Raw genomic sequence first — 18,000 nt, forward strand, 5'->3', positions numbered from 1 at the left:
CTTGTCGTAGCGGGTGGCGATGCCTCGCCAGGCTTTGAGTACGACATGGAGGACGGCCAGGGCGGCGTCGGGGTGCCGGAAGGAACGCTGTCGCCAGCCGCAAATGGCGGTGATCTTCAGATCGTTCCCCTGTACTGGGAGCTGCACGAGGGCCACGAGCGTGCCGAGGTCGCCTTCAACGCCTGAGCCCCCACCCGGGCCCCGCACCGGCGCCGCGATCGGCTTCAACACCGTGCTGCTGATCCTGGCCGCCTTGGTGGCCTGGGGCCTCTTCGGCCCGTACAGCTTCTGACCGCCCCCGCCCTTTCTCGCACGCCCGCCCCCTCCCTTCCTCCCAAGGAGACATGACTGGCTTACGTCAGCCGGGAGCTGTCGGGCAAGGTTGCTTCTCCGAGGCCGTCGCCGAGCTGGACAACACTCGGCGGTCGGGACTGAGCGGTTACGGAACGACGTAGCTCTCGATGTGGTCGATCACCGCCGATACGGCATGCCGGTACGCGGTGGTCGACCGGCGGACCTGCGACAGCAGCATGCCGCCCTGGATGGCGGCCAGCAGGGCGGTGGCCAGTGCAGCGACATCGGCGCGCTCGCTCAGCTCGCCGCGGGTCTGCATGCGGACGAGCCCCGACCTGATGGGGAGTTCCCACCGGTCGAAGGAGGCGGAGAGGTCGGTGCGGGCCGAGGGGTCGGTCTCGGCAAGTTCGCTGGCGAGCGAGCCGATCTCGCAGCCGCCCACGCACCCCATGGCGTCCTGCCGGTCAGCCGCCGTGTCACACCAGGCCCGCAGCGCGTCGATGCTGTCCAGGTTGTCCAGCAGGGGGCGCTGCTGGTCGAGCTTGGTGTCGGTCTGGAAGTTGACCACGGCCAGGACCAGGCCCCGCTTGTCGCCGAAGTAGTGGTAGATCTGCGAGGCGCTGACGCCGGCGGCTGCCTGGATGTCCGGGATGCTCGTACCCCCGACGCCGTGGTGGAACATCAGCTCAGCGGCGGCCTCGACGATGCGGTCACGGGTCTTTCGGCCGGGCTTGGTGAGTCGGCGCCGCTCCGGCTCTTCGACGTCCACGGGCGAGTTCATGCGTCCACCCTACCAAGAGTTGGAATTGCCATTCCAACTCTGGAGGACATAGGAATTGGAGCAGGATTCCAATCTGCCGTGTTCCGGCAGCCTTCAGGACGGCGACCACCATGTCCCTTGACCCCCAGATCGACGCCCTGCTCAAGCAGTTGGCCGAAGGAGGCGCCCCCGCACCGGAGAGCCAGACGGTCTGGGAGAACCGCGCCCTCGCGAGCAGCCTCGCCACCCTCGCGGGTGACCCCGAGCCGGTCAGCAGCGTTCACGACACCGTGGCCGCCGCCGAAGGCGTCGAGGTCCCCGTCCGCGTCTACACCCCTGCCGGCGTGTCGCGCTCCGGGCGGTTGCCCGTGACGGTCTTCTTCCACGGTGGCGGGTGGGTCCTCGGGGACCTGGACAGCCAGGACCACATCGCCCGCATCATGGCCAACCGCTCCGGCACGATCGTGGTCTCCGTCGACTACCGGCTCGCCCCGGAGCACCGCTTCCCGGCGGCGATAGAAGACGCCTGCGCCGCCCTCACCTGGGTCGCGGCCAACGCCGACAGCTTCGGCGGCGACGGGCAGAACATCGCGGTGTTCGGCGAGAGCGCCGGCGGCAACCTCGCCGCCGCCCTCGTGCAGGAAACCCAGCGGCGCGGGGGGCCTCGGATCGCGTTGCAGGTCCTGGCCTATCCGGCGGTCGACCGGTTCGACGACAGCCCCTCGATGTACGAGAACATGGCCGGACCGCTGCTGACCCGCTCCTGGCTCGAATGGTTCTGGGGCCTTTACCTCACCACGCCCGACGAAGGCGGCGACCCGCGCGTCTCGCCGGCACGCGCCGACGACCTGACCGGTCTGCCTCCCGCCGTCATCGTCACCGCCGAACACGATCCGCTGCGAGACCAGGGTGATCGGTACGCGCAAAGGCTCGCCGACGCCGGCGTGCCGGTCAAACACCTCCCGGTGATGGGCGCCATCCACGCCTTCTTCTCGTTCACCGGGTCGGTGCAGCTCTCACGAGATGTCCTGAACCAGCTCGGAGATACCGTGGCTGCGGCGTTCAACGACTGACCCCGCCCAGCCGTTGCCAGGCCCCCGTGCATCTGCACGGCGGGACCTGGCGATCGGAGCCGCTTGGCCACGACAGAACCATCTTCGTCTACCGGGCCGCACTCCATGTCCCGGCCGTCTTGATCTGGTCCGGACGCGGCCGGGTCCTGATCGCGGAGCTGGGTGAAGTCGACGTCGAGTTTCGGGTCGTACGCCTCGGGCTGGATGCCGAGTTCGTGGGTGGAGTACTCGCCGAACCGTTTGATGTGCTCGGTCTGGTGGAAGATCACCGCTTCTCTGAACTTCGACTTGAGGCCCCAGCGCCCTCCTTCACCGACCGGATTCGATCAGGGTAGGAGTCGGCGCGTTTCCGTCCAGACGAAAAGTTGATCCCGTGTTGGGCCGGGCCGCAGGTGATTGACGAGCCTGTCGAGATGCGCCGTCAGGATCTTGTGCCACCGCAGCTCGCGGATCTGCTCGATGGCCAGATCGCGCCACTGGCTGGCGAGAGCACCGGCTTCAGAAGGTGCGAGAGCCAGTGCTCCGAGGGTGTCAGACGCCAACGTCTCGGGGCTCCAGTCAGGGTCCTTGCTGTCGGGACCGAGCTGGTCGATAATCCACATCCGGAGCATGAAGTTCTGATTGGCCTCGCGCACCTGATCCGCAGGACCGTCACCATGCATACGCTCGTTGGCCAACAACGACAGCTTGGCCCACTGCCGACGGGTTTCGAGAGGCTGGTCGGAGCGGTAGGCGTGTGCCTGCGCGGCGACTCGCACTGCCTCAAGTTCCTGGCCGCGAGCGTCCGTGGCGAATGCCTGGAGATGCTCGATGGTCCAAGTGCTGAGATCGCGGCATGCTTCTTCGTGGTTTGTGTCGGTATTCAATGATTCTCGCTCCTGGTCACGGGCATGCCGAGACCGACGGCGGTTCTTTGGCCGGGATGCCGGTCAACTTGGGCGAGCTTATCCTCGGCTCCGGAGAGGCTGACTTTGAGTACTTCGACCTCGCCGAACCAGCCTTCGCGCTCGGCCTCGGCGATGCGGGAGATGATGTTGTCGCGGATCTCCACGAGCCGCTCGCGCTGGGCAGGCTAGAGCCAGAGCATCGGGCAGCGCGCGTCCCGTTGACCGAACTAGCTTGAGCTCCGTTCGAGGTCAACTCATAGTGATGACAAGGGGGTTGTGGCTCCTGCTGGCGGGTGGCGGTGACTGCGCGTGTGGTGGTGGATCTGGTTTCATCGCGTGTCGTCCAGTAGGTCGGCCCGTGGAGGAATGGATGCCAGAGCACAGCGTGACGGTCCGGAACGTGGCGACGCTGAAGGTGGCGAGGGTCGGCCGCGTCGAGAAGACCGATGACCCTCTGCGGCCGTTCCGGCTCGTAGACGCCGATGGCACCGAGGTGGCGGAGGTCAGTGAATTCCTGCACCACATGCTCGCCAACGACGCGAGTCCGACGTCGCTGCGGTCCTACGCCTATGAGCTGTTGGCGTGGGTCCGGTTCTTACGCGCCGTGGACGTTCCCTGGCATCCCCGGCAACGAGGAACCGTCCACCGGCTGGCGTCGCGCGGGCCGCGGTGATGCGAGCCTCGGCGTTTTTACGCTGCCGCTCGACGGCGCGAAGCAGGGCGGGCAGTAGCGGCAGCTGGGTCCGGGTCCGCTGGTCCATCCGGGACTTCACCCCGGACCTGGCCTTCTTCTTCGCGCACTCGTTCGCCTTGATCGGACACGGTGCCACCCAGGGCGCCCACCTCGACCCGTCCGAACCTACGCGTTCTCCCAGTAGGCACGCTGAACCGCCGCCCCGGAGCGGCGGTTCAGCGAGCACGGCCTGGACGGGCTGGGCGACGAGCCGCGGCCCGGCGTCCCTCGGAAGATTACCGATGCCGATGTCGAGCGGGTGATCGTCAAAACACTGGAAGAGACGACACCGGACGAAGCAGCGCAGACGTTGAGAGATCCCAGCACCGTCCATCCCGGTATGCCCGAGTTCCGCAGCATCGTCGCGCGCATCGACTCCGAGCAGCCAAACGAAGGTGCGAAGCAGTAGTTCTGAGGACCACAACGAGGGGATGACCTTCTTCCTCCGCCGAGTTCAGGAAATTCCTGACCAAGGTCGACAAGGAGGTCCCCTCCGGCCTTGAGGTCCATCTGATCCTGGACAACTACGCCACCCGCAAGACGCCCGACATCAAGAAGTGGCTGCTGGCCCACCCACGGTTCCACCCGCACTTCACGCCGACGAGCGCGTCGTGGCTGAACCTGGTGGAGCGGTGGTTCGCCGAGCTCACCCGGAAGAAGCTCAAGCGCGGAGTCCACCGCTCCGTCCAGGCCTTCGAACGTGACATCCGATCATGGCTGACCGACTGGAACGACCAGCCCAAGCCCTTCGTCTGGACGAAGACAGCCGACGAATTCCTCGAAAAGGTCGCCGCCTACTGCCATCGAATCTCTGACTCAGGTCACTAGAGGCGGCAGCTGATCTCCATGCCGTCCTCCACCGGGAAAGTGACGCTCTGGTAGCCGTTCCGGGCGTCACGGACGTAGTCGAGGTAGGGCGCGAGGTCCTCCAGGTCGACGTCGTCGGCGACGACGAGGGTGCCGGGCGCGAGGCGGGGTTCGAGGAGGCGCAGGACGGGCAGGCACAGGTCCTTCCAGCCGTCGAGGAGGACGAAGTCCGCGGAGCCGGCGACGGCGGCGAGGGTATCGCGGGCATCGCCTTCGAGGACGGTGACCAGGTCGTCCAGCCCCGTTTCGGCGAACGTACGGCGGGCGGCCGCGACCTTGGCGGCGCTCAGTTCCGTACTGATCACCCGCCCTGTCCCGTTGTCGCGCACCGCGGCGGCGAGATGGAGCGTGGAGATGCCGAAGGATGTGCCGAACTCGACGACGGTGGCGGGGCGGGTGGCCCGGACCAGGTTGTAGAGGAGGCGGCCGCCCTGGGCGGAAATCGGCATGTACACCTCCGCTTTGGCGTCGGCCTGCTCCTGCGGGTCGAGGGGCGCGGAACCCTGGGGCCACGCCGCCCGAACCCGCCTGCTGGTCGCCTCGTCCTGCTCGGCATGTCGGAACATCCGGGCGAGGGCGGAGACGACGCGGGGGTCTTCGAGGGTGCTGGTGGGTGTCATGGATCTAGGCTAGACGCACCGTTGCGTAGTGTCTAGAGGTTCTGGCCTACCCTGGCCCCAGGAGGCAGACATGGAACGAGGAAGTACGGCCGCCGCGGCGGCCGGGTTGGAACCGGCAGCACGCCACCACGGGAACAGGCACGGCCGCAGCGAACAGGCCCGGCAAGCAGTGCTGGAGGCGGCCGACGACCTCCTGGTCGAGAAGGGCTTCACCGGCGTCACCATCGAGGGCATCGCCGCCCGGGCGGGCGTCGCCAAGCAGACCGTCTACCGCTGGTGGAAGACCAAGACCGACATCCTCCTGGACGCCTTCCTCCAGGACGCGGCGGAAGCCCTGACCCCGCCGGACCACGGCGACCTGGCCTCGGACCTGCGCGCCCACCTGCGTCAACTGGCCCTGTTCCTCACCCGGTCCGACGCGGGCGCCGTCTTCAAAGCCCTCATTGGGTACGCCCAGCACGACCCCGCGTTCGCCGCCGCCTTGCGGTCTGGGTACCTCGACGAACAGCGCCGACGCGACCGGCTCCCGCTGGAACGCGCGGTGGAACGCGGCCAGCTCGCCGCCGGACTAGACATGGTGGCGGAGATCGACCAACTCGTCGGACCGGTCTACCACCGCGTCCTGATGACGGCGGAACCCGTCGACCAGGCTTTCACCGACCGCCTCGTCGAGGCGTTCCTGCACCGCGCGGACGTAGCGGACGCAGGGGAGATGGGGAGAGCAGATGACTCTGAAGGCAGGCAGTGAGTGGTGCAGGCAGCGGTCACCCGACTGACCGATTCGGCCGAGGTGTCGGGGGCGTCGTCGGGTTCCCGTCTCTGGCGGCGGGCGCCGGCGGGTCCGTCGAGTAGGTGGTCGGCCACCAGGCCGAGAGCGCCGGCGTGCGCGAGTGCGAGCGGCTCCAGGAAGTGCCTTTCCGATCATCGGATCGTTGCTCCGGTCGTGCGGGATGCCCAGTTGTCCGATGCCGGATGGGCGGTGATCGCGCCGTTGTTGCCGCCGGCGGGTCGGGCCCATGGGGGGTGGCGTGATCACCGTCAAGTACTGGAAGGCATCGTGTTCAAGTTCCGCACCGGTGTGCCCTGGCGGGACCTGCCCGACCGGTTCGGACCGTGCACGGACGCTTCGCCTGCCGGGCCGCCGAAGGTACCTTCGGCCGTCTCCTGGCGCCGCCCAGGTCCGTGCGGCAGATCACGGTTGGCATAGACCGCCTTGTGCCACGCGGGAGGCATGAGCTTGTCGTCCACCTCGCGCGGCAGCAACGGCTTGACGCCCACCTTCCGCCGGGCCAGCGCCGGGAGGGCGTGGACCCGCTTGCCCGCGCTCGCCGCGTCCAGGGCCTTCGACTCGCCCAGCAGCGTCAGGAAGCTCCAGTTCCTCGAACAGCGCCTTCGCCGCCCGCGCGAGCGTGCGCGAGCGTGCGCGACGCCTTCTCCAACTGCGGCAGCGTGGACAGCCGCTCCTTATCCGTCTTCCGCTCCGCCACATTCCGCAGCCGGGTGGCCATCAGGATCTGGAACAGGTCCAGGGCCTCATCGATCGCTTCGCCTTCAAGTAGCCACATCGCTGCGGTGAGCATCGCCGTACGCTTCGTCTCCGCGGCCCGCTCCAGCAGCGGCGCCTTCAACCCCAGCGAGTACCGGCCAGCGCCGCCAACCGATTCGGCGGCCCTGCGACAGCTTCAGCCGCCCTAACCGGCAGACGCCGATCTCATCCACCCGCTCCAGCACGCGGGTGAACGCAGTCCCCGTCGGCGGCCGACGCAGCCGCTCCAACTCCGAGAACCGTGAGCCCTCCCGCGTCTTCAGCGTCGCCACCATGTCACCGGGCAGCGAGAACCACTACCCCTTGCCCAGACATCCCTCACCGCAAGGCTCTTGTCATGCGCAGTTCAGGAGCGTTTTTCAGTCGCGGGCGGCGAGTTCCTGGGCCAGTTCCGCGTAGCGAACCCGGGCCGGGGAGAAGTCGTGGGGCAGCTTGGTGACCGCCTCGAACGCGCTCATGCCGCCATCCTTGGCACCCGGCTCCAGTGCGTCTTCGGTGCCCTCGGGGTGAGCGATGTCCAGGGCGTCGAGGAGGGCTGCTTCCTCCTCCGCGACCCCTGACTCTTCGATCACCGTCATCAGGATCTCCTCGAAGGCGTGGCGTTGGGCGGCGGTCTCGGCAACGCGCGGGTCGTCGACGGCGACGGTGTCGTCGAGTGCTTCCTCGGCGGTGTCCAGGCGGTCGGACTCGGCCCGAATCTCGGGATGGGTGGCCAGCGCGATGAACCGGGATGCCTGCACGGCCGCGCCGAGAGGGCCGAAGATCCGCTCGGTGACGAGTAGGGCGTCCAGGTCCGCCTGACGCAGAGAGCCCTCGGGAAGGTTCTTCAGACGGCCGGTGACTGCCTCGGAGAGCAGGCCCATCCGGCTGCCCTCGGCACGCATCCGTTGGACGCGGGCCCGCTGGCGTGCAAGCTCCGCCTCCTGGGCGGCGAGGGTCTCCTCCAGCCGGGCCAAGGTGACCTCTATGCCGTCCCCTTCACTCTTGCCGGTTCCGACCACTGCCTCGGTGGTGGTGAAGGCGTCACGGATGTCGTCCAGGGCGATTCCAGCATCGGCCATCTTCCGGATCCACAGCAGCCGGACCACGTCCTGGAAGCCGTAGCGGCGGCGGCCGTCGCCGCCCCGTCTGGGCTCGTCGATCAGGCCCATGTCGTGGTAGTGCCGGATCGCCCGCGGTGTCGTGCCCACGAGGGCCGCCACGTCACCGATCCTGGCCTCACGCGACACGAAGAAGGACATGGGCATCGACGAAGGACCTTTCATAAGCGAACGAGAACAGCTCCACCTGACCACATGACGCTACGGAAGGTGCAAACCCGTCCCCGTCGCCGATCAGTCCCGTATGCCCGCCTTGGTCGCTGGTGGGACAATTTCACGGCCATGTCTCAAGAAGCGCGGGCGGCCGGCCACTTGGTGAGGTCGCCCGCGATGTGGTCGAGGCTGGTCTCGACGGTCACGTCGTGTTCGCGGCGGGCGGTGTCGCGGCGCGGCTGATCCCGCACTCGACCGCGTGGCGGGCCTTGTAGTCCTCCCGGTCGAAGTCCGGCGGCCGGCCACCGGAGCGGCCACGGCGCTTGCGGTTGCGGGCCTGGTCGGCCGGCTCCGCGATGGTGCAGTGGATCCCGCGTCTGCGCAGGTAAGCACGGTTGGCGCGCGAAGAGTACGCCTTGTCACCACGCACCCGCAGTGGCCTGCACCTCGGACGGCCACCGCCGGCCCTGGGCACCCGGATCGCCTCGAGGACGGCGCGAACTGCGGACTGTCACCCCGCTGACCTGCCGTGAGAAGCACCGACAACGGCTCCCGGCCCTGCTCACACGCCAGATGGATCTTCGTGGAGAACCCGCCTCGCGACCGGCCCAGCCCGTGATCCTCCGGCTCGGTCCCGATCCCTCCCGGGGGTTCCTTCTGCCCGGCCCCGTCCCGGCGGCCACCGGCGGCATGCTGATGGGCCCGCCCGACCGTGGAGTCCACGTTCACCTCCCACGTGATCAGCCCGGCCGCATCAGCCCTCGCCTGTAACAAGGACGCGTACGCCCTCTTGAGGCTGGTGCTCCTCCACCGTCGCTCCCAGAGCGCGGGCCCGCTCGGTCTCCCCGTCCAAGTCGTCCACCTGGATGTCCAGGTGCGCCTGCATCTGCTGCGTGCCGGGAAGCTGTGGCCACACCGGAGGCGTGTGGTCGGCCTCCAGCTGGAAGCTGAGACCTGGGCGCTCCCGTTCCGAGTCCCGTAGGCGGACCCACTGCGGCTCACGCTCGACCTCCTCCCAGCCCAGCAGGGCCTGGTGGAAGTCGGCCAGTGCAGGTGGGTCGGGAGTACCGAAAACGAAAGCGCCGAGCATCGTCGTCATCCCTCACCGCTGCCCGCGGCGTCGCTTCTATGCGTCGCACGACCCCCTGCGTGCAAGGACGATCCCACCAGCGGAGCGGCCCAGTGGCCCGCGCAGGCCACGAACGCGCCCGCGGCCCCGTACTGGTACCACGGCGCAGCGGGCATCGGCAGCTTCCTCCTGCCGCTGTGGCAGGACACCGGTGACCTTGCACAGGACAACCTCATCTTGCGTCTGACACTGCACACTCCAGTTGGATCTTGCATACACCCGGTGTCAGACGACATCAGACGTCAGTGAGAGACGACACGAGATGTCAGTGGCCGGCGACACGGGGCATGTCAGTAAGCGGTGACAGCTCGGAGAGCATCCACAGGCTGTACGCGACGTGGTCGCAAGGGCGTCGATGCCGTCGCTGCCGGTGACCATGTCCACGGAGGTGCGACCATGCCGGGATTGGGCATGTACCGTGCATGACGAGCACCCTCAGGAGTCGCCGTAGGCGCGCACATTTCATGCACGGAGCGCAGCGCGTTGCGGCATGGCTCCTCATAGCGGCGGCAGGAGCTGCGTTGTGCGTGGGGCTTCCCTGGCTGGTATGGAAGGGGCCGTACATCCTCGACGCGCGGTACATCGACGAGAAGACCGTAGGCGCCGGCGCCGGATCGGCTGCGTTGGTGACCGGTCTGCGTACGGCGCTGGTGGCGTGTGCCGCTTCGCTCGGCGCTGGAATCGCGCTCCTGTACACAGCCCGCACCTACCGCCTGACCCGCCGAGGGCAGGTCACCGATCGCTTCACAAAGGCCCTTGAGCGCCTCGGATCCGACAAGCTCTATGTCCGCATCGGAGGCATCCTCGCCCTCGAACAGATCGTGCAGGACGCCCCCGAACAGGCCACGGACGCAGCCCGCGTCCTCAATCACTTCCTACGAGAAAGCGCTCCCCGGGCCCGCACCGACACGACGAATGGAAGCGAACCGGGCGGCGACGCGTCCGGCCCCGCTGACCACCTGCCGGACGAACCCGCCGCAGACATCCAGGTTGCCCTGACCGCTCTGACCCGCCCTGAATCCCGCACTCACGTCGACGCCCGAGAAGTCCTTGAGCTCGGCGGTCTCCACCTCGTCGGTGCCGACCTGCGTAGGGCAGACCTCAGCCACGCCAACCTGGACGCGGCAGACCTCACCGGCGCCAGGCTGAATGGGGCAGACCTCACTTCCGCCTTCCTGGATGGGGCAGACCTCACCCGTGCCAAGCTGCCCGTGGCGAACTTGACCATGGCCCTGGCCTCCGGTGCAACGTTCACCGATGCGTTTCTGCTGAGAACGGACTTCACAGGTACCAAACTGACGGGGGCGAATCTCGAAGGAGCCGTCGATCTGGAGCAATCACAGATCGACGCCGCTTTGATCGACCCAAGGACGACTCTGCCCCGGAGTTTCACACGGCGGCTATAGCGACATGAGACGTCAGGGGCCGCGACAGTGTTGTGCATCGGTTCCGGGCCGCCTCGCAGGATGGCTTCGGTGCTCCGGACGACGCGGCGGACGGACGTCCCGGAATCGTCTGTTTCCGGGACGGGGCGGCCTCGGGTCGCTCCCACATCCATGTCGCCGAGCTGACATTCTCCGGTTCTGGCACTGATCTTGTGGTCGCTAACCGTGTGTGCCTCACCCGTATCGTCTGTCACCAGAACACAGCCAGCACTTCGCGGTTGAGCCCCACCAAGCGAAGATCGCTCCATGGACCACGCCATCGACCAAGCTGCCGCCGAGATCACCGCACGCCTTCCCGCCTGGACTGCGTCCGGACTCAGCCCCAAACCGATCACCTGGCGCGAAGAGACCCTTCTCTGGCCTCAGCGGCTCGAGACCGACCGAGCCCTCGTCGCCGACCCGGATTCGATCGGCGTACGCATCCTGGGCACCGACGGTTGGACTGAGGTGCACCTCGTCCTGTTCCGAGGCGGCTGGGCAGACCTCGACGCACTGACCAACAACGAGGTCACCACCGAATGCCCGCAGATCACCACCCCGGAGGAGTTCGGCAACCTCCTCGACTCCTCCGTCACACGCTTCCTTGGCACCGGCCGGCGTCCGGCCATGTGACGAAGTCGTGCCCGGCACTGATGGCCTCGCGGCGCTCCGTGGATCAGAGGGTGTGGAGGACCCGGATGCGGAGGAGGTCGAAGTTCGCTCGGCCGAACATCTGGCGCTTCAGCATCTTGATCTTGTTGACGGTTCCTTCCACGGCGCCGGAGCTGTGGGGCAGGGTGAGCCCGGCGGAGACCGCTGCGTGATCGTGGCGGAGGCCGCGGGCGAAGGAACACAGGTTGGGCAGCTGCTCGACCGTGGCCGCGGCAATCCAGTCGTCGAGTCGGTGTCCTTCGCGCTTGGTCATCATCTGCGCGAAGTCCCGGACGTGCCCGACCAGGGAGCGGAGCTCGGCGCACTCCTCAAGAGCTGCCTTGAGGAGGACGGCGTCGTCAGGGTCCAGGTTGTCGGGGTGGGACATGATCCAGGTGGTCAGATGCCGGGGCTTCGGTGGCGGGGCGGGGGCCGGCTCGGCAGTGGCGTGACCGCGGAAGGTGCTCAGGTATCGCTGGACCGTCCGCGCGGCGCCGTTCCAGCCGTCGGCCTGGATCTCTTCGTGGAGCCGAGCGCCGTCCCGGCATCCCTCGTTCCATCGACGGGTCAGGTAGGGCTTGTACTCGTCCAGCTTGCTGGGGCGGTGGACAGCTCCGGCCAGAAGTTCGTCGGCGGTCGCCGCGCGGGCGAACCGGCGGACAGCGCGAAAGGCCAGGCCGAGACTGCGGGAGATGGCGTTGAGTGACGCGCCCTCGGCCAGGAGCCGGTGGACCGCCGAATGGCGCTCGACGGTTCGTGTGACAAGACGTCGCTCCCGGCCGTTGACGTCGTGGAACCCGGGTTGTGGGGCTCCCGACGGGGGCTCCTCTTCGGCGTCGTGATCCGAGTGCGGGACCGAGCGCAAGCAGCCCTGGTGGGCGCGGACCGTCTTATCGACTACCTCGCCGAGGTTGTGCCACAGATGGAATCGGTCGGCGACCTGCAACGCGTCGGGGGCTCCGGTGCGGGCTCCGTCGGCATAAGAACCCGCGCGATCCCGGCAGATGACCCGCGCTCCGGGATGCCTGCGCAGCCACGCGGCGAAGGTTCCAGCCGTCCTCCCCGGCAGAAGATCGACCGGTCGATGGGTTTCCATGTCGAGCAGGACCGTTCCATAGACGTGTCCGCGTCTCAAAGCGAAATCGTCGACGCCGAGCACGGACGGTGCGGTGGTCAACTCGGGATCGGGCAGGCGCCGCAGCAGGCGGAGCAGGGTCATGCGGTTGGCGGGCATGCCCAGCATCCGAGCCAGCCGGGCCCCCGCCCGGCCGGCAAGTGCCCGAGCGATCGCTCTCATAGCCTCCAGCCGTACCGGGGTGAAACGCGCATGCGGGGAGGTAAGTCCTGGTATCTGTTCAGCGAACGTGACCGTGGTGCACTCGGGCTTCCGGCATAAGAACCGGCGGATCCGCAGTCGGATGACGACTGCCGAGCCGCCCACCGCGCTGTCGCCCAAACTTCGCTCGTAGCGGCCATGCACACGCGAGGAGGCCGTGCCACACGCCGGGCACAGCCCCTCGGAGGCCCCTGCCCTCGCCACGATTCGGATCACGCCCGGCGCCCGCTCGACCTCATCCACCGAGACAAGGCCAGCCAGATGCGGCAACAACACTTCAAGACCCAGAAGACCGCACGCCACACAGGATGACGGAATCTGATGACGTTGCGTCACGAGACCACAAGATCAGTGCCAGAGCCCATTCTCCTGTCGTCCGACAACATTCCAGTTGGATCTTGCATACGGCTGGGGCTTCGCGAGCTGGAACGGCGATCGGGACGCGGTCCGTCGCCGAAGACGCCCCGCGCGGCCTCGCGTCCGGCAATTTCTGATTCCAGGAAGACAAGCTGGACCATCCCGACAACAACAGCACCACTCGCCATCTCGCCGGCATTGGAGAGCCGCACTTGAGCAGCCCGAGCCAGGTCCGCGTAGGGAACACAGCTGCCTCGACGCCTACCGGCACCTGGAAGAGCACCGGGACGTCAACACGGCAGTATCCGCCGTCACCCTGGTCGTCTTCGAAGCGGCCGGACGGACGTCGCGGACAGCTTCTCGTCCGGGTGTGAGCCCGCGTTCCATCTGCCCAACCCGATCCCCGCGGTGATACCGGGGCCGAAGCCGGCAAAGATCAGACCGCGGGCGACGTCTGTCATGCTGCCCTCGTCGAAGAGGCGGGCGAGCGCGTCGAAGAAGACCGAGCTCGCGATATTGCCGCGCTCCGTGAGGGTGTTGCGGCTGAACCGGAACATATCCGGGCTGATCTCCATGAAGTGGCACAGGTCGACCCGGAACGGCTCGACACCCGCCGAGCCGGTGTCGGCCTGCCATCCTTCGCGCCCGCCCTCGCAGCCCTGCGACGCCGCTACCCACGAGAGCCTCAGACCGACCAGGGTCAACGAGGAGAGCGCGCTCAGGCGAACGCGGAGGATGGCCGACGAAGCACTGGCCCAGAGCTGCATAACTCAGCTGCTGTGGGGCGTGGTTGGGGGTCGAAACCGCGGGCATCCACTCGGAGCTGGAGGACGAGTTCACCTTTCCAGACACCGGTAGCCGAGCTGGTTCCACTCGCTGTAGCGTCCCAGTGATGGCCGCCGCGAAAGGACGGAACCGGATGCCCCACAGCACGGAGACCGCCGCCGGACCCGAACACCGGATTCGAGGACTGATCCTGGATTTCGCCGGAGTTCTCACCGCCGACCCCCGCCCGATGCACCAGGCCTGGTGCCTTGCCGAGGGGCTGGACGCCGAGGCATGGCGGAACACCCTGAACGACCATCCGGAAGGGCGGCGCCTGTACACCGCCCTGGAGGTGGGAGAGATCGATCAAGCCACGTGGAACGAAGGTACCGCCGCCTTGTTGGGGCGGCATGTCGATCCGGTCAACCTGATGGGCAGGGCGTGGTCCAGCGTCCCGGTCGCCCGCCGGATGGTCGCTCTGGCCCGGGCTGCGCGAACCGCCGGTCTACGTCTCGCCCTGCTGTCCAACAGCTTCGGACTGGACCCCTTCGACCCCTACCGGCACGCCGGCATCTGGGATCTGTTCGACGTCCACGTGGTCTCGGAGATCGTCGGGCTGGCCAAGCCGAACCCGGCGATCTACCAGCTGGCCCTGGAGCGCATGGGACTGGCCGGCGAGGAGTGCGTGTTCGTGGACGACCACCCGGTCAACCTTCCTCCGGCCGCCGCCCTGGGCATCACCACCGTGCTCGCACGCGACGAGGACGCCGCGGTGGCCGCGCTCGAATCCCTGCTAGGGCCTGTCTGACAAACGCCCCGGCGCCGCAGCAAGGGGCACCGGTCGTGGCCGAAGCCCTGCGGACCCTCCCTACCCCGAACTCGGGCTTCTCCTGTTGCACTTCCTGGCCTCGGGAGGCGATCACCACCTCCAGGCTCCAGGACGTCATCGCTGACGCGCGCCTGGCCTTCGACGGGCAGCCCGGACAAGGCGACACTTCTGGGCCGCCTCGCCGACGCCTGAACCTGGCTGGAGCCGCGCCCTGATCGGCTGCAGGCTAGGCAGCCTGGTCCTTGCGGGTGAATCCCTGACGATGCGGGACCGCCTGTGGGAAGGTGGAGATGGAGCCGAGCGGTGCGGGCGGCTCTGGGCCGAGGTGACGGCGGAGACTCTGAGAGTGATCGGTCTCGGCCGGTCTCGCGCGGTGTCGGCTGGTTGGCCCGGCGGGGCTTCATACCAGTCAATCGTCTGGGCATCGGCGTGATTGCGGTGCACGTGATCAGCGATTCGGTTTGAGGGTACGACCAAACACCGGGGGCGGGGATTGTTGATGGTCGAGACGGTGCTTCAGATCCTTCAGCAGATGGCGTCGGGGAGCCTCACCGTCGTGGGTACGGAAGTCGGGCAGGCGGTGTGTTCTGCGGTCCGTGACCGATTCGTGGGGACCGATGCCGGCCGTGACGCACTGACGGCTTTGGAGGAACGGCCCGAGGACGCCGCCTCCGCGGATCAGGTGCGTGCGCTACTGCTGGTGGAGACAGATACCGACCCGGCCTTCGCCGAGCGATTGTCCGCCCTTCTCTCCGTGCAGCACCCCTCCGGGCCGGCCCGGGTCACCACCGGCAGCATCACGTTCGAGGGCACGACCCTGCGGGGCAACAACACGATCTCGCTGGGACCCGTGTCGATCAGCAACACCCGTACGACGCGCCTGTCTCTCGTCGCAGCGGCCTTCGTCCTGGCCGCCCTGGTGGCCCTGGGCGGCTACGGCGGTGTGCAACTGTTCAACCCGAAAAGTGGGAGCGGGGACAGCGGCGGCAGCGGGCAACCTGCCGCCGTAGCCGCCACAGCAACTGCTGGACCAGTGGGTCAGGAGAGCGCATCGCCCGACGCAGAACCAGCCGTCACCGGGCTGTCGGTCCAGGTTCTGCGATCGATACTGCCGGCTCCCGAAGACGTCGCGCCCCGGCTGGTCCACCCCTCAGAGGGTTACTCCGGTACCTACACCACTAGTTCCGCGGACCGAATCGCCTCCGCCCTCAACTTCTACCAGCTCCTACGCAAAGATGGCCCGACGATCAGCTTCACGGCGATGTCCTACACCGACACCGCACATGCCAAGAAGGACTTCACCCCGACAGTCGAGCAGTTCCGTCACGAAGACACGATGACGGCGCCAGGAGACCCGCAGTGGACCACCGAGGTGCCCAAGACACCCAACGTCGGGGACCAGAGCTGGATGGGCATCTACACCCTCGCCCAGGGGCTGGAAGGCGGCCGCATGTCCCTGGTCGTACGCTCGGGCTCCCTGATCATCTACATCAACATCCGCAACCTTCCCAAAGGCTCCAGCAACGCGGTGACCAACGCGTTCAGCATCGAAGACCTCAACGGACTCGGCCGTATGATGGCCGCGCGCGCCGGACAGGCACAAAGCGGTCTCCGGCCGAACATCCGTCTCGGAGATGTCTAAGGCCTGCCTGATAATTGATCTTGTGTCAGGTCGAAGTGAGTTGACGGACGCGCCGTGGGAGCGGTTACTGAGGATTTCGGGTTGTCGTCGGGTAGTGACGGTTGATGATTCCTGCGGTATGCCGGTGGGGTGAGGTATCCGGAGGGTGGGGGCCTGACCGCTGAGCGTCGGGCGTTTCGTGAGGGGATCCGGCTTCAGGCCGGCAAGCGGTTCGCGGCGGGTGAGAAGACCGCGGTGATCGCGAAGGATCTGCGGGTGAGTGTGCGGTCGGTGGAACGCTGGCGCCGGGCCTGGCGCGAGGGCGGCATGGAGGCCTTGCGCTGCGCGGGCCCGGCGAACTCCCCGACCGTCACCGATGCCCAGTTCGCCGTACTCGAGGAAGAACTCGGCAAGGGTCCGACAGCGCACGGCTTCGACGATCAGCGTTGGACCTTGGCCCAGGTCCAGACGGTGATCCGCCGTCGTCTGCGGCTGAGACTGTCGGTGGCGACGGTGTGGCGACTGCTGAAACGGCACGGCTGGTCCTGGCAGGCACCTGCCCGCCGTGCTCTCGAACGCGACGAGCACGCGGTGGAGCTCTGGAAGAAGGAGGTGTGGCCCCGGGTGAAAGGCTCGCGGCGGCGTCCGATGCCTGGATCGTCTTCGAGGACGAAGCCGGATTCTCGATGACGCCGCCTCGCGCCCGCACCTGGGGTCGGCGCGGACACACCCCCGTCATCCGCGTCCGGGGCAGGTCCCGCCGCCGGACCTCGGTCGCGGCCCTGTGCTGCTACAAACCCGGCGAAAGGAGCCGTCTCATCCACCGGCCCCGCACCCATCTCCTGCTCAAGGGCGCCCGCAAAAGCTTCTCCTGGAAGGACTACCGCGACCTGTTGGTGAGGGCCCACATCCAGCTCGGCGGACCGATCGTGGCGGTCTGGGACAATCTCAACACCCACCTGACCGCCGGGCTGAAACAGTACGAGGCCGAGCACGACTGGCTCACCACCGTCCGGCTCCCGCCGTATGCACCCGACCTGAATCCCGTCGAGGCCGTCTGGTCACTCGTGCGCAGAGCGATGGCCAACACCGCTTTCGATACACCCGACGACCTCGACCGCAAGCTCCGCCGCGAGTTACGCAGGATCCAGCTCCGGCCACACCTGATCGACGGCTGCCTCACCGCCACAGGCCTGGCTATCAACCCCACCGACCCCACCCTGAAAACCTCAGTAACGCCGAGCAGGAGACCAGCACACCCCAATGCGCGAATGCGCCCCCTGCGCGCGGAGTGCCCCAAGTAGGACCAAAGGCACCGGCCCACGTCCACACCGGCGCCTGCCCCAAGGCATCCGTTCCCGCCCCGCCAATTGGCAGCCAGCCGTCGAGACCCTGGGCAAGGTCCCGACGCCATCGCCCGCCCGCTCTCCCGCCCCAGCCGCGACCTCGGCCTCCTCGACCCTGACCACGGCGCCGTCCTCACCGCGCCGTGCCCGTGCTGAGGATGCGATCACTTCCGGCAGCAGGTCAAGCCCGCATGTCGGGTACCCCCCGCGATCACCGTCCCTCTCGGCTGCTCGCCCCCTCTTTCAGCCGCAGGCCTCTCCCCAGAGATTGGATGTCCGGCCACCGAGAGGTCGCGCTGGCGCCAACTGCGGCCAGTCCGCCCCCTGCACCAGCACAGCCAGAAGGTCGTCGCCGAGGACGCCGCGCAGATGGCCGGCCGGCGCCCGTCTTCTCCGCATCCTCGCCGAGCTCCTCCTCCCGACTGGTGAGGTGTTTCTCGGCGGCGCGGCGGACCGCGTCGGAGATGGCCATCACCAGCCGGTAGGCCATCGCCGGGGTCTGGGCCGCT

General features: G+C 67.7%; 19 protein-coding genes and 4 pseudogenes. 13 read left to right on the forward strand and 10 right to left on the reverse strand.

All coding sequences use genetic code 11. From position 1 onward, the window contains the following. The first annotated feature begins 45 nt into the window (after positions 1–45). The gene (locus EES41_RS41200; RefSeq protein ID WP_164495676.1) at positions 46–186 is read left to right on the forward strand and encodes a hypothetical protein; all 141 of its coding nucleotides are present in this window, start codon (positions 46–48) and stop codon (positions 184–186) included. 253 nt (positions 187–439) lie between these two features. On the opposite strand, the gene EES41_RS00860 is transcribed toward EES41_RS41200, so the two are convergent. After that, the gene (locus EES41_RS00860; protein ID WP_123074749.1) at positions 440–1,075 is read right to left on the reverse strand and encodes a TetR/AcrR family transcriptional regulator; all 636 of its coding nucleotides are present in this window, start codon (positions 1,073–1,075) and stop codon (positions 440–442) included. A gap of 110 nt (positions 1,076–1,185) precedes the next feature. Between EES41_RS00860 and EES41_RS00865 the strand changes: the two genes are divergently transcribed. Together EES41_RS00865 and EES41_RS00870 are read left to right on the forward strand one after the other, a co-directional pair. Then, positions 1,186–2,127, forward strand: coding sequence for an alpha/beta hydrolase (locus tag EES41_RS00865; protein ID WP_123074751.1), 942 nt, complete (start codon positions 1,186–1,188; stop codon positions 2,125–2,127). A gap of 26 nt (positions 2,128–2,153) precedes the next feature. Further along, positions 2,154–2,462, forward strand: coding sequence for a hypothetical protein (locus tag EES41_RS00870; RefSeq protein ID WP_123074753.1), 309 nt, complete (start codon positions 2,154–2,156; stop codon positions 2,460–2,462). Here EES41_RS00870 and EES41_RS00875 read toward each other — a convergent pair. After that, the gene (locus EES41_RS00875; protein ID WP_123074755.1) at positions 2,454–2,993 is read right to left on the reverse strand and encodes a hypothetical protein; all 540 of its coding nucleotides are present in this window, start codon (positions 2,991–2,993) and stop codon (positions 2,454–2,456) included. The genes EES41_RS00870 and EES41_RS00875 overlap by 9 nt on opposite strands. Continuing rightward, complete coding sequence (locus EES41_RS00880) at positions 2,990–3,178, reverse strand: hypothetical protein (protein ID WP_164495677.1); 189 nt, start codon at positions 3,176–3,178, stop codon at positions 2,990–2,992. Before EES41_RS00880 ends, EES41_RS00875 begins: the two co-directional genes overlap by 4 nt. Before the next feature lie 206 nt (positions 3,179–3,384). Here EES41_RS00880 and EES41_RS41205 point away from each other — a divergent pair, with 206 nt between their 5' ends. Together EES41_RS41205 and EES41_RS00890 are read left to right on the forward strand one after the other, a co-directional pair. Beyond that, the gene (locus EES41_RS41205; RefSeq protein WP_164495678.1) at positions 3,385–3,687 is read left to right on the forward strand and encodes a hypothetical protein; all 303 of its coding nucleotides are present in this window, start codon (positions 3,385–3,387) and stop codon (positions 3,685–3,687) included. Positions 3,688–3,916: 229 nt separating this feature from the next. Further along, positions 3,917–4,575, forward strand: a pseudogene (locus EES41_RS00890) (transposase); the annotation flags it as partial. Here the strand turns inward: EES41_RS00890 and EES41_RS00895 are convergent. Next, on the reverse strand, positions 4,572–5,234 hold the full coding sequence (locus EES41_RS00895) for an O-methyltransferase (protein WP_123074757.1): 663 nt from the start codon (positions 5,232–5,234) through the stop codon (positions 4,572–4,574). The pseudogene EES41_RS00890 and the gene EES41_RS00895 sit on opposite strands and share 4 nt — an antisense overlap. Positions 5,235–5,304: 70 nt before the next feature. Between EES41_RS00895 and EES41_RS00900 the strand changes: the two genes are divergently transcribed. Together EES41_RS00900 and EES41_RS44070 are read left to right on the forward strand one after the other, a co-directional pair. Next, positions 5,305–5,982, forward strand: a complete 678-nt coding sequence (locus tag EES41_RS00900) for a TetR/AcrR family transcriptional regulator (protein WP_123074759.1) — start codon at positions 5,305–5,307, stop codon at positions 5,980–5,982. A gap of 195 nt (positions 5,983–6,177) precedes the next feature. Continuing rightward, positions 6,178–6,441, forward strand: a complete 264-nt coding sequence (locus EES41_RS44070; protein WP_367995757.1) for a transposase — start codon at positions 6,178–6,180, stop codon at positions 6,439–6,441. On the opposite strand, the pseudogene EES41_RS44075 reads toward EES41_RS44070, so the two are convergent. The 4 genes and pseudogenes from EES41_RS44075 to EES41_RS00925 all read right to left on the reverse strand — a co-directional run. Continuing rightward, positions 6,414–7,070, reverse strand: a pseudogene (locus tag EES41_RS44075) (Tn3 family transposase); the annotation flags it as partial. The gene EES41_RS44070 and the pseudogene EES41_RS44075 overlap by 28 nt on opposite strands. 69 nt (positions 7,071–7,139) lie before the next feature. Then, complete coding sequence (locus EES41_RS00915; RefSeq protein WP_123074765.1) at positions 7,140–8,027, reverse strand: MerR family transcriptional regulator; 888 nt, start codon at positions 8,025–8,027, stop codon at positions 7,140–7,142. A 208-nt stretch (positions 8,028–8,235) separates the two neighbouring features. Then, positions 8,236–8,756 (reverse strand): annotated as a pseudogene (locus tag EES41_RS00920) (transposase); the annotation flags it as partial. A gap of 31 nt (positions 8,757–8,787) precedes the next feature. Next, entirely contained in the window at positions 8,788–9,123 is a 336-nt protein-coding gene (locus tag EES41_RS00925; protein ID WP_254211243.1) for a VOC family protein, read from the reverse strand. Positions 9,124–9,689: 566 nt separating this feature from the next. Between EES41_RS00925 and EES41_RS00935 the strand changes: the two genes are divergently transcribed. Continuing rightward, positions 9,690–10,568: a pentapeptide repeat-containing protein gene (locus EES41_RS00935; protein WP_164495680.1), complete on the forward strand. Its 879-nt coding sequence runs from the start codon at positions 9,690–9,692 to the stop codon at positions 10,566–10,568. A 285-nt stretch (positions 10,569–10,853) separates the two neighbouring features. Next, positions 10,854–11,219: a hypothetical protein gene (locus EES41_RS00940; RefSeq protein WP_123074771.1), complete on the forward strand. Its 366-nt coding sequence runs from the start codon at positions 10,854–10,856 to the stop codon at positions 11,217–11,219. A gap of 43 nt (positions 11,220–11,262) precedes the next feature. Here EES41_RS00940 and EES41_RS00945 read toward each other — a convergent pair whose 3' ends face one another. Next, positions 11,263–12,816, reverse strand: coding sequence for an ISL3 family transposase (locus EES41_RS00945; protein ID WP_254211244.1), 1,554 nt, complete (start codon positions 12,814–12,816; stop codon positions 11,263–11,265). A 425-nt stretch (positions 12,817–13,241) separates the two neighbouring features. Continuing rightward, positions 13,242–13,520, reverse strand: a pseudogene (locus tag EES41_RS00950) (hypothetical protein); the annotation flags it as partial. A 329-nt stretch (positions 13,521–13,849) separates the two neighbouring features. On the opposite strand from EES41_RS00950, the gene EES41_RS00955 reads away from it, so the two are divergent. The 4 genes from EES41_RS00955 (at position 13,850) to EES41_RS00970 (ending at position 17,449) form a co-directional block, all read left to right on the forward strand. Then, complete coding sequence (locus EES41_RS00955; protein WP_123074773.1) at positions 13,850–14,503, forward strand: HAD-IA family hydrolase; 654 nt, start codon at positions 13,850–13,852, stop codon at positions 14,501–14,503. A gap of 520 nt (positions 14,504–15,023) precedes the next feature. Continuing rightward, complete coding sequence (locus EES41_RS00960; RefSeq protein ID WP_123074775.1) at positions 15,024–16,166, forward strand: hypothetical protein; 1,143 nt, start codon at positions 15,024–15,026, stop codon at positions 16,164–16,166. A 129-nt stretch (positions 16,167–16,295) separates the two neighbouring features. Continuing rightward, positions 16,296–16,835, forward strand: a complete 540-nt coding sequence (locus tag EES41_RS00965; protein WP_123074777.1) for a winged helix-turn-helix domain-containing protein — start codon at positions 16,296–16,298, stop codon at positions 16,833–16,835. Then, positions 16,760–17,449, forward strand: coding sequence for a transposase (locus EES41_RS00970; protein ID WP_367995758.1), 690 nt, complete (start codon positions 16,760–16,762; stop codon positions 17,447–17,449). Before EES41_RS00965 ends, EES41_RS00970 begins: the two co-directional genes overlap by 76 nt. Positions 17,450–18,000 lie beyond the last annotated feature (551 nt).

The organism is Streptomyces sp. ADI95-16 (assembly GCF_003721495.1).
GTDB classification, from domain to species: Bacteria; Actinomycetota; Actinomycetes; order Streptomycetales; family Streptomycetaceae; genus Streptomyces; species Streptomyces goshikiensis.

What these genes read in the sequence shown, in the direction of transcription:
- EES41_RS00860 (WP_123074749.1), bottom strand. Translation starts at nt 1,075, where the DNA reads ATGAACTCGCCCGTGGACGTCGAAGAGCCGGAGCGGCGCCGACTCACC.
- EES41_RS00960 (WP_123074775.1), top strand. Translation starts at nt 15,024, where the DNA reads ATGGTCGAGACGGTGCTTCAGATCCTTCAGCAGATGGCGTCGGGGAGC.
- EES41_RS00925 (WP_254211243.1), bottom strand. Translation starts at nt 9,123, where the DNA reads ATGCTCGGCGCTTTCGTTTTCGGTACTCCCGACCCACCTGCACTGGCC.
- EES41_RS00915 (WP_123074765.1), bottom strand. Translation starts at nt 8,027, where the DNA reads ATGCCCATGTCCTTCTTCGTGTCGCGTGAGGCCAGGATCGGTGACGTG.
- EES41_RS00865 (WP_123074751.1), top strand. Translation starts at nt 1,186, where the DNA reads ATGTCCCTTGACCCCCAGATCGACGCCCTGCTCAAGCAGTTGGCCGAA.
- EES41_RS00895 (WP_123074757.1), bottom strand. Translation starts at nt 5,234, where the DNA reads ATGACACCCACCAGCACCCTCGAAGACCCCCGCGTCGTCTCCGCCCTC.
- EES41_RS00955 (WP_123074773.1), top strand. Translation starts at nt 13,850, where the DNA reads ATGCCCCACAGCACGGAGACCGCCGCCGGACCCGAACACCGGATTCGA.
- EES41_RS00900 (WP_123074759.1), top strand. Translation starts at nt 5,305, where the DNA reads ATGGAACGAGGAAGTACGGCCGCCGCGGCGGCCGGGTTGGAACCGGCA.
- EES41_RS41200 (WP_164495676.1), top strand. Translation starts at nt 46, where the DNA reads ATGGAGGACGGCCAGGGCGGCGTCGGGGTGCCGGAAGGAACGCTGTCG.
- EES41_RS41205 (WP_164495678.1), top strand. Translation starts at nt 3,385, where the DNA reads ATGCCAGAGCACAGCGTGACGGTCCGGAACGTGGCGACGCTGAAGGTG.
- EES41_RS00940 (WP_123074771.1), top strand. Translation starts at nt 10,854, where the DNA reads ATGGACCACGCCATCGACCAAGCTGCCGCCGAGATCACCGCACGCCTT.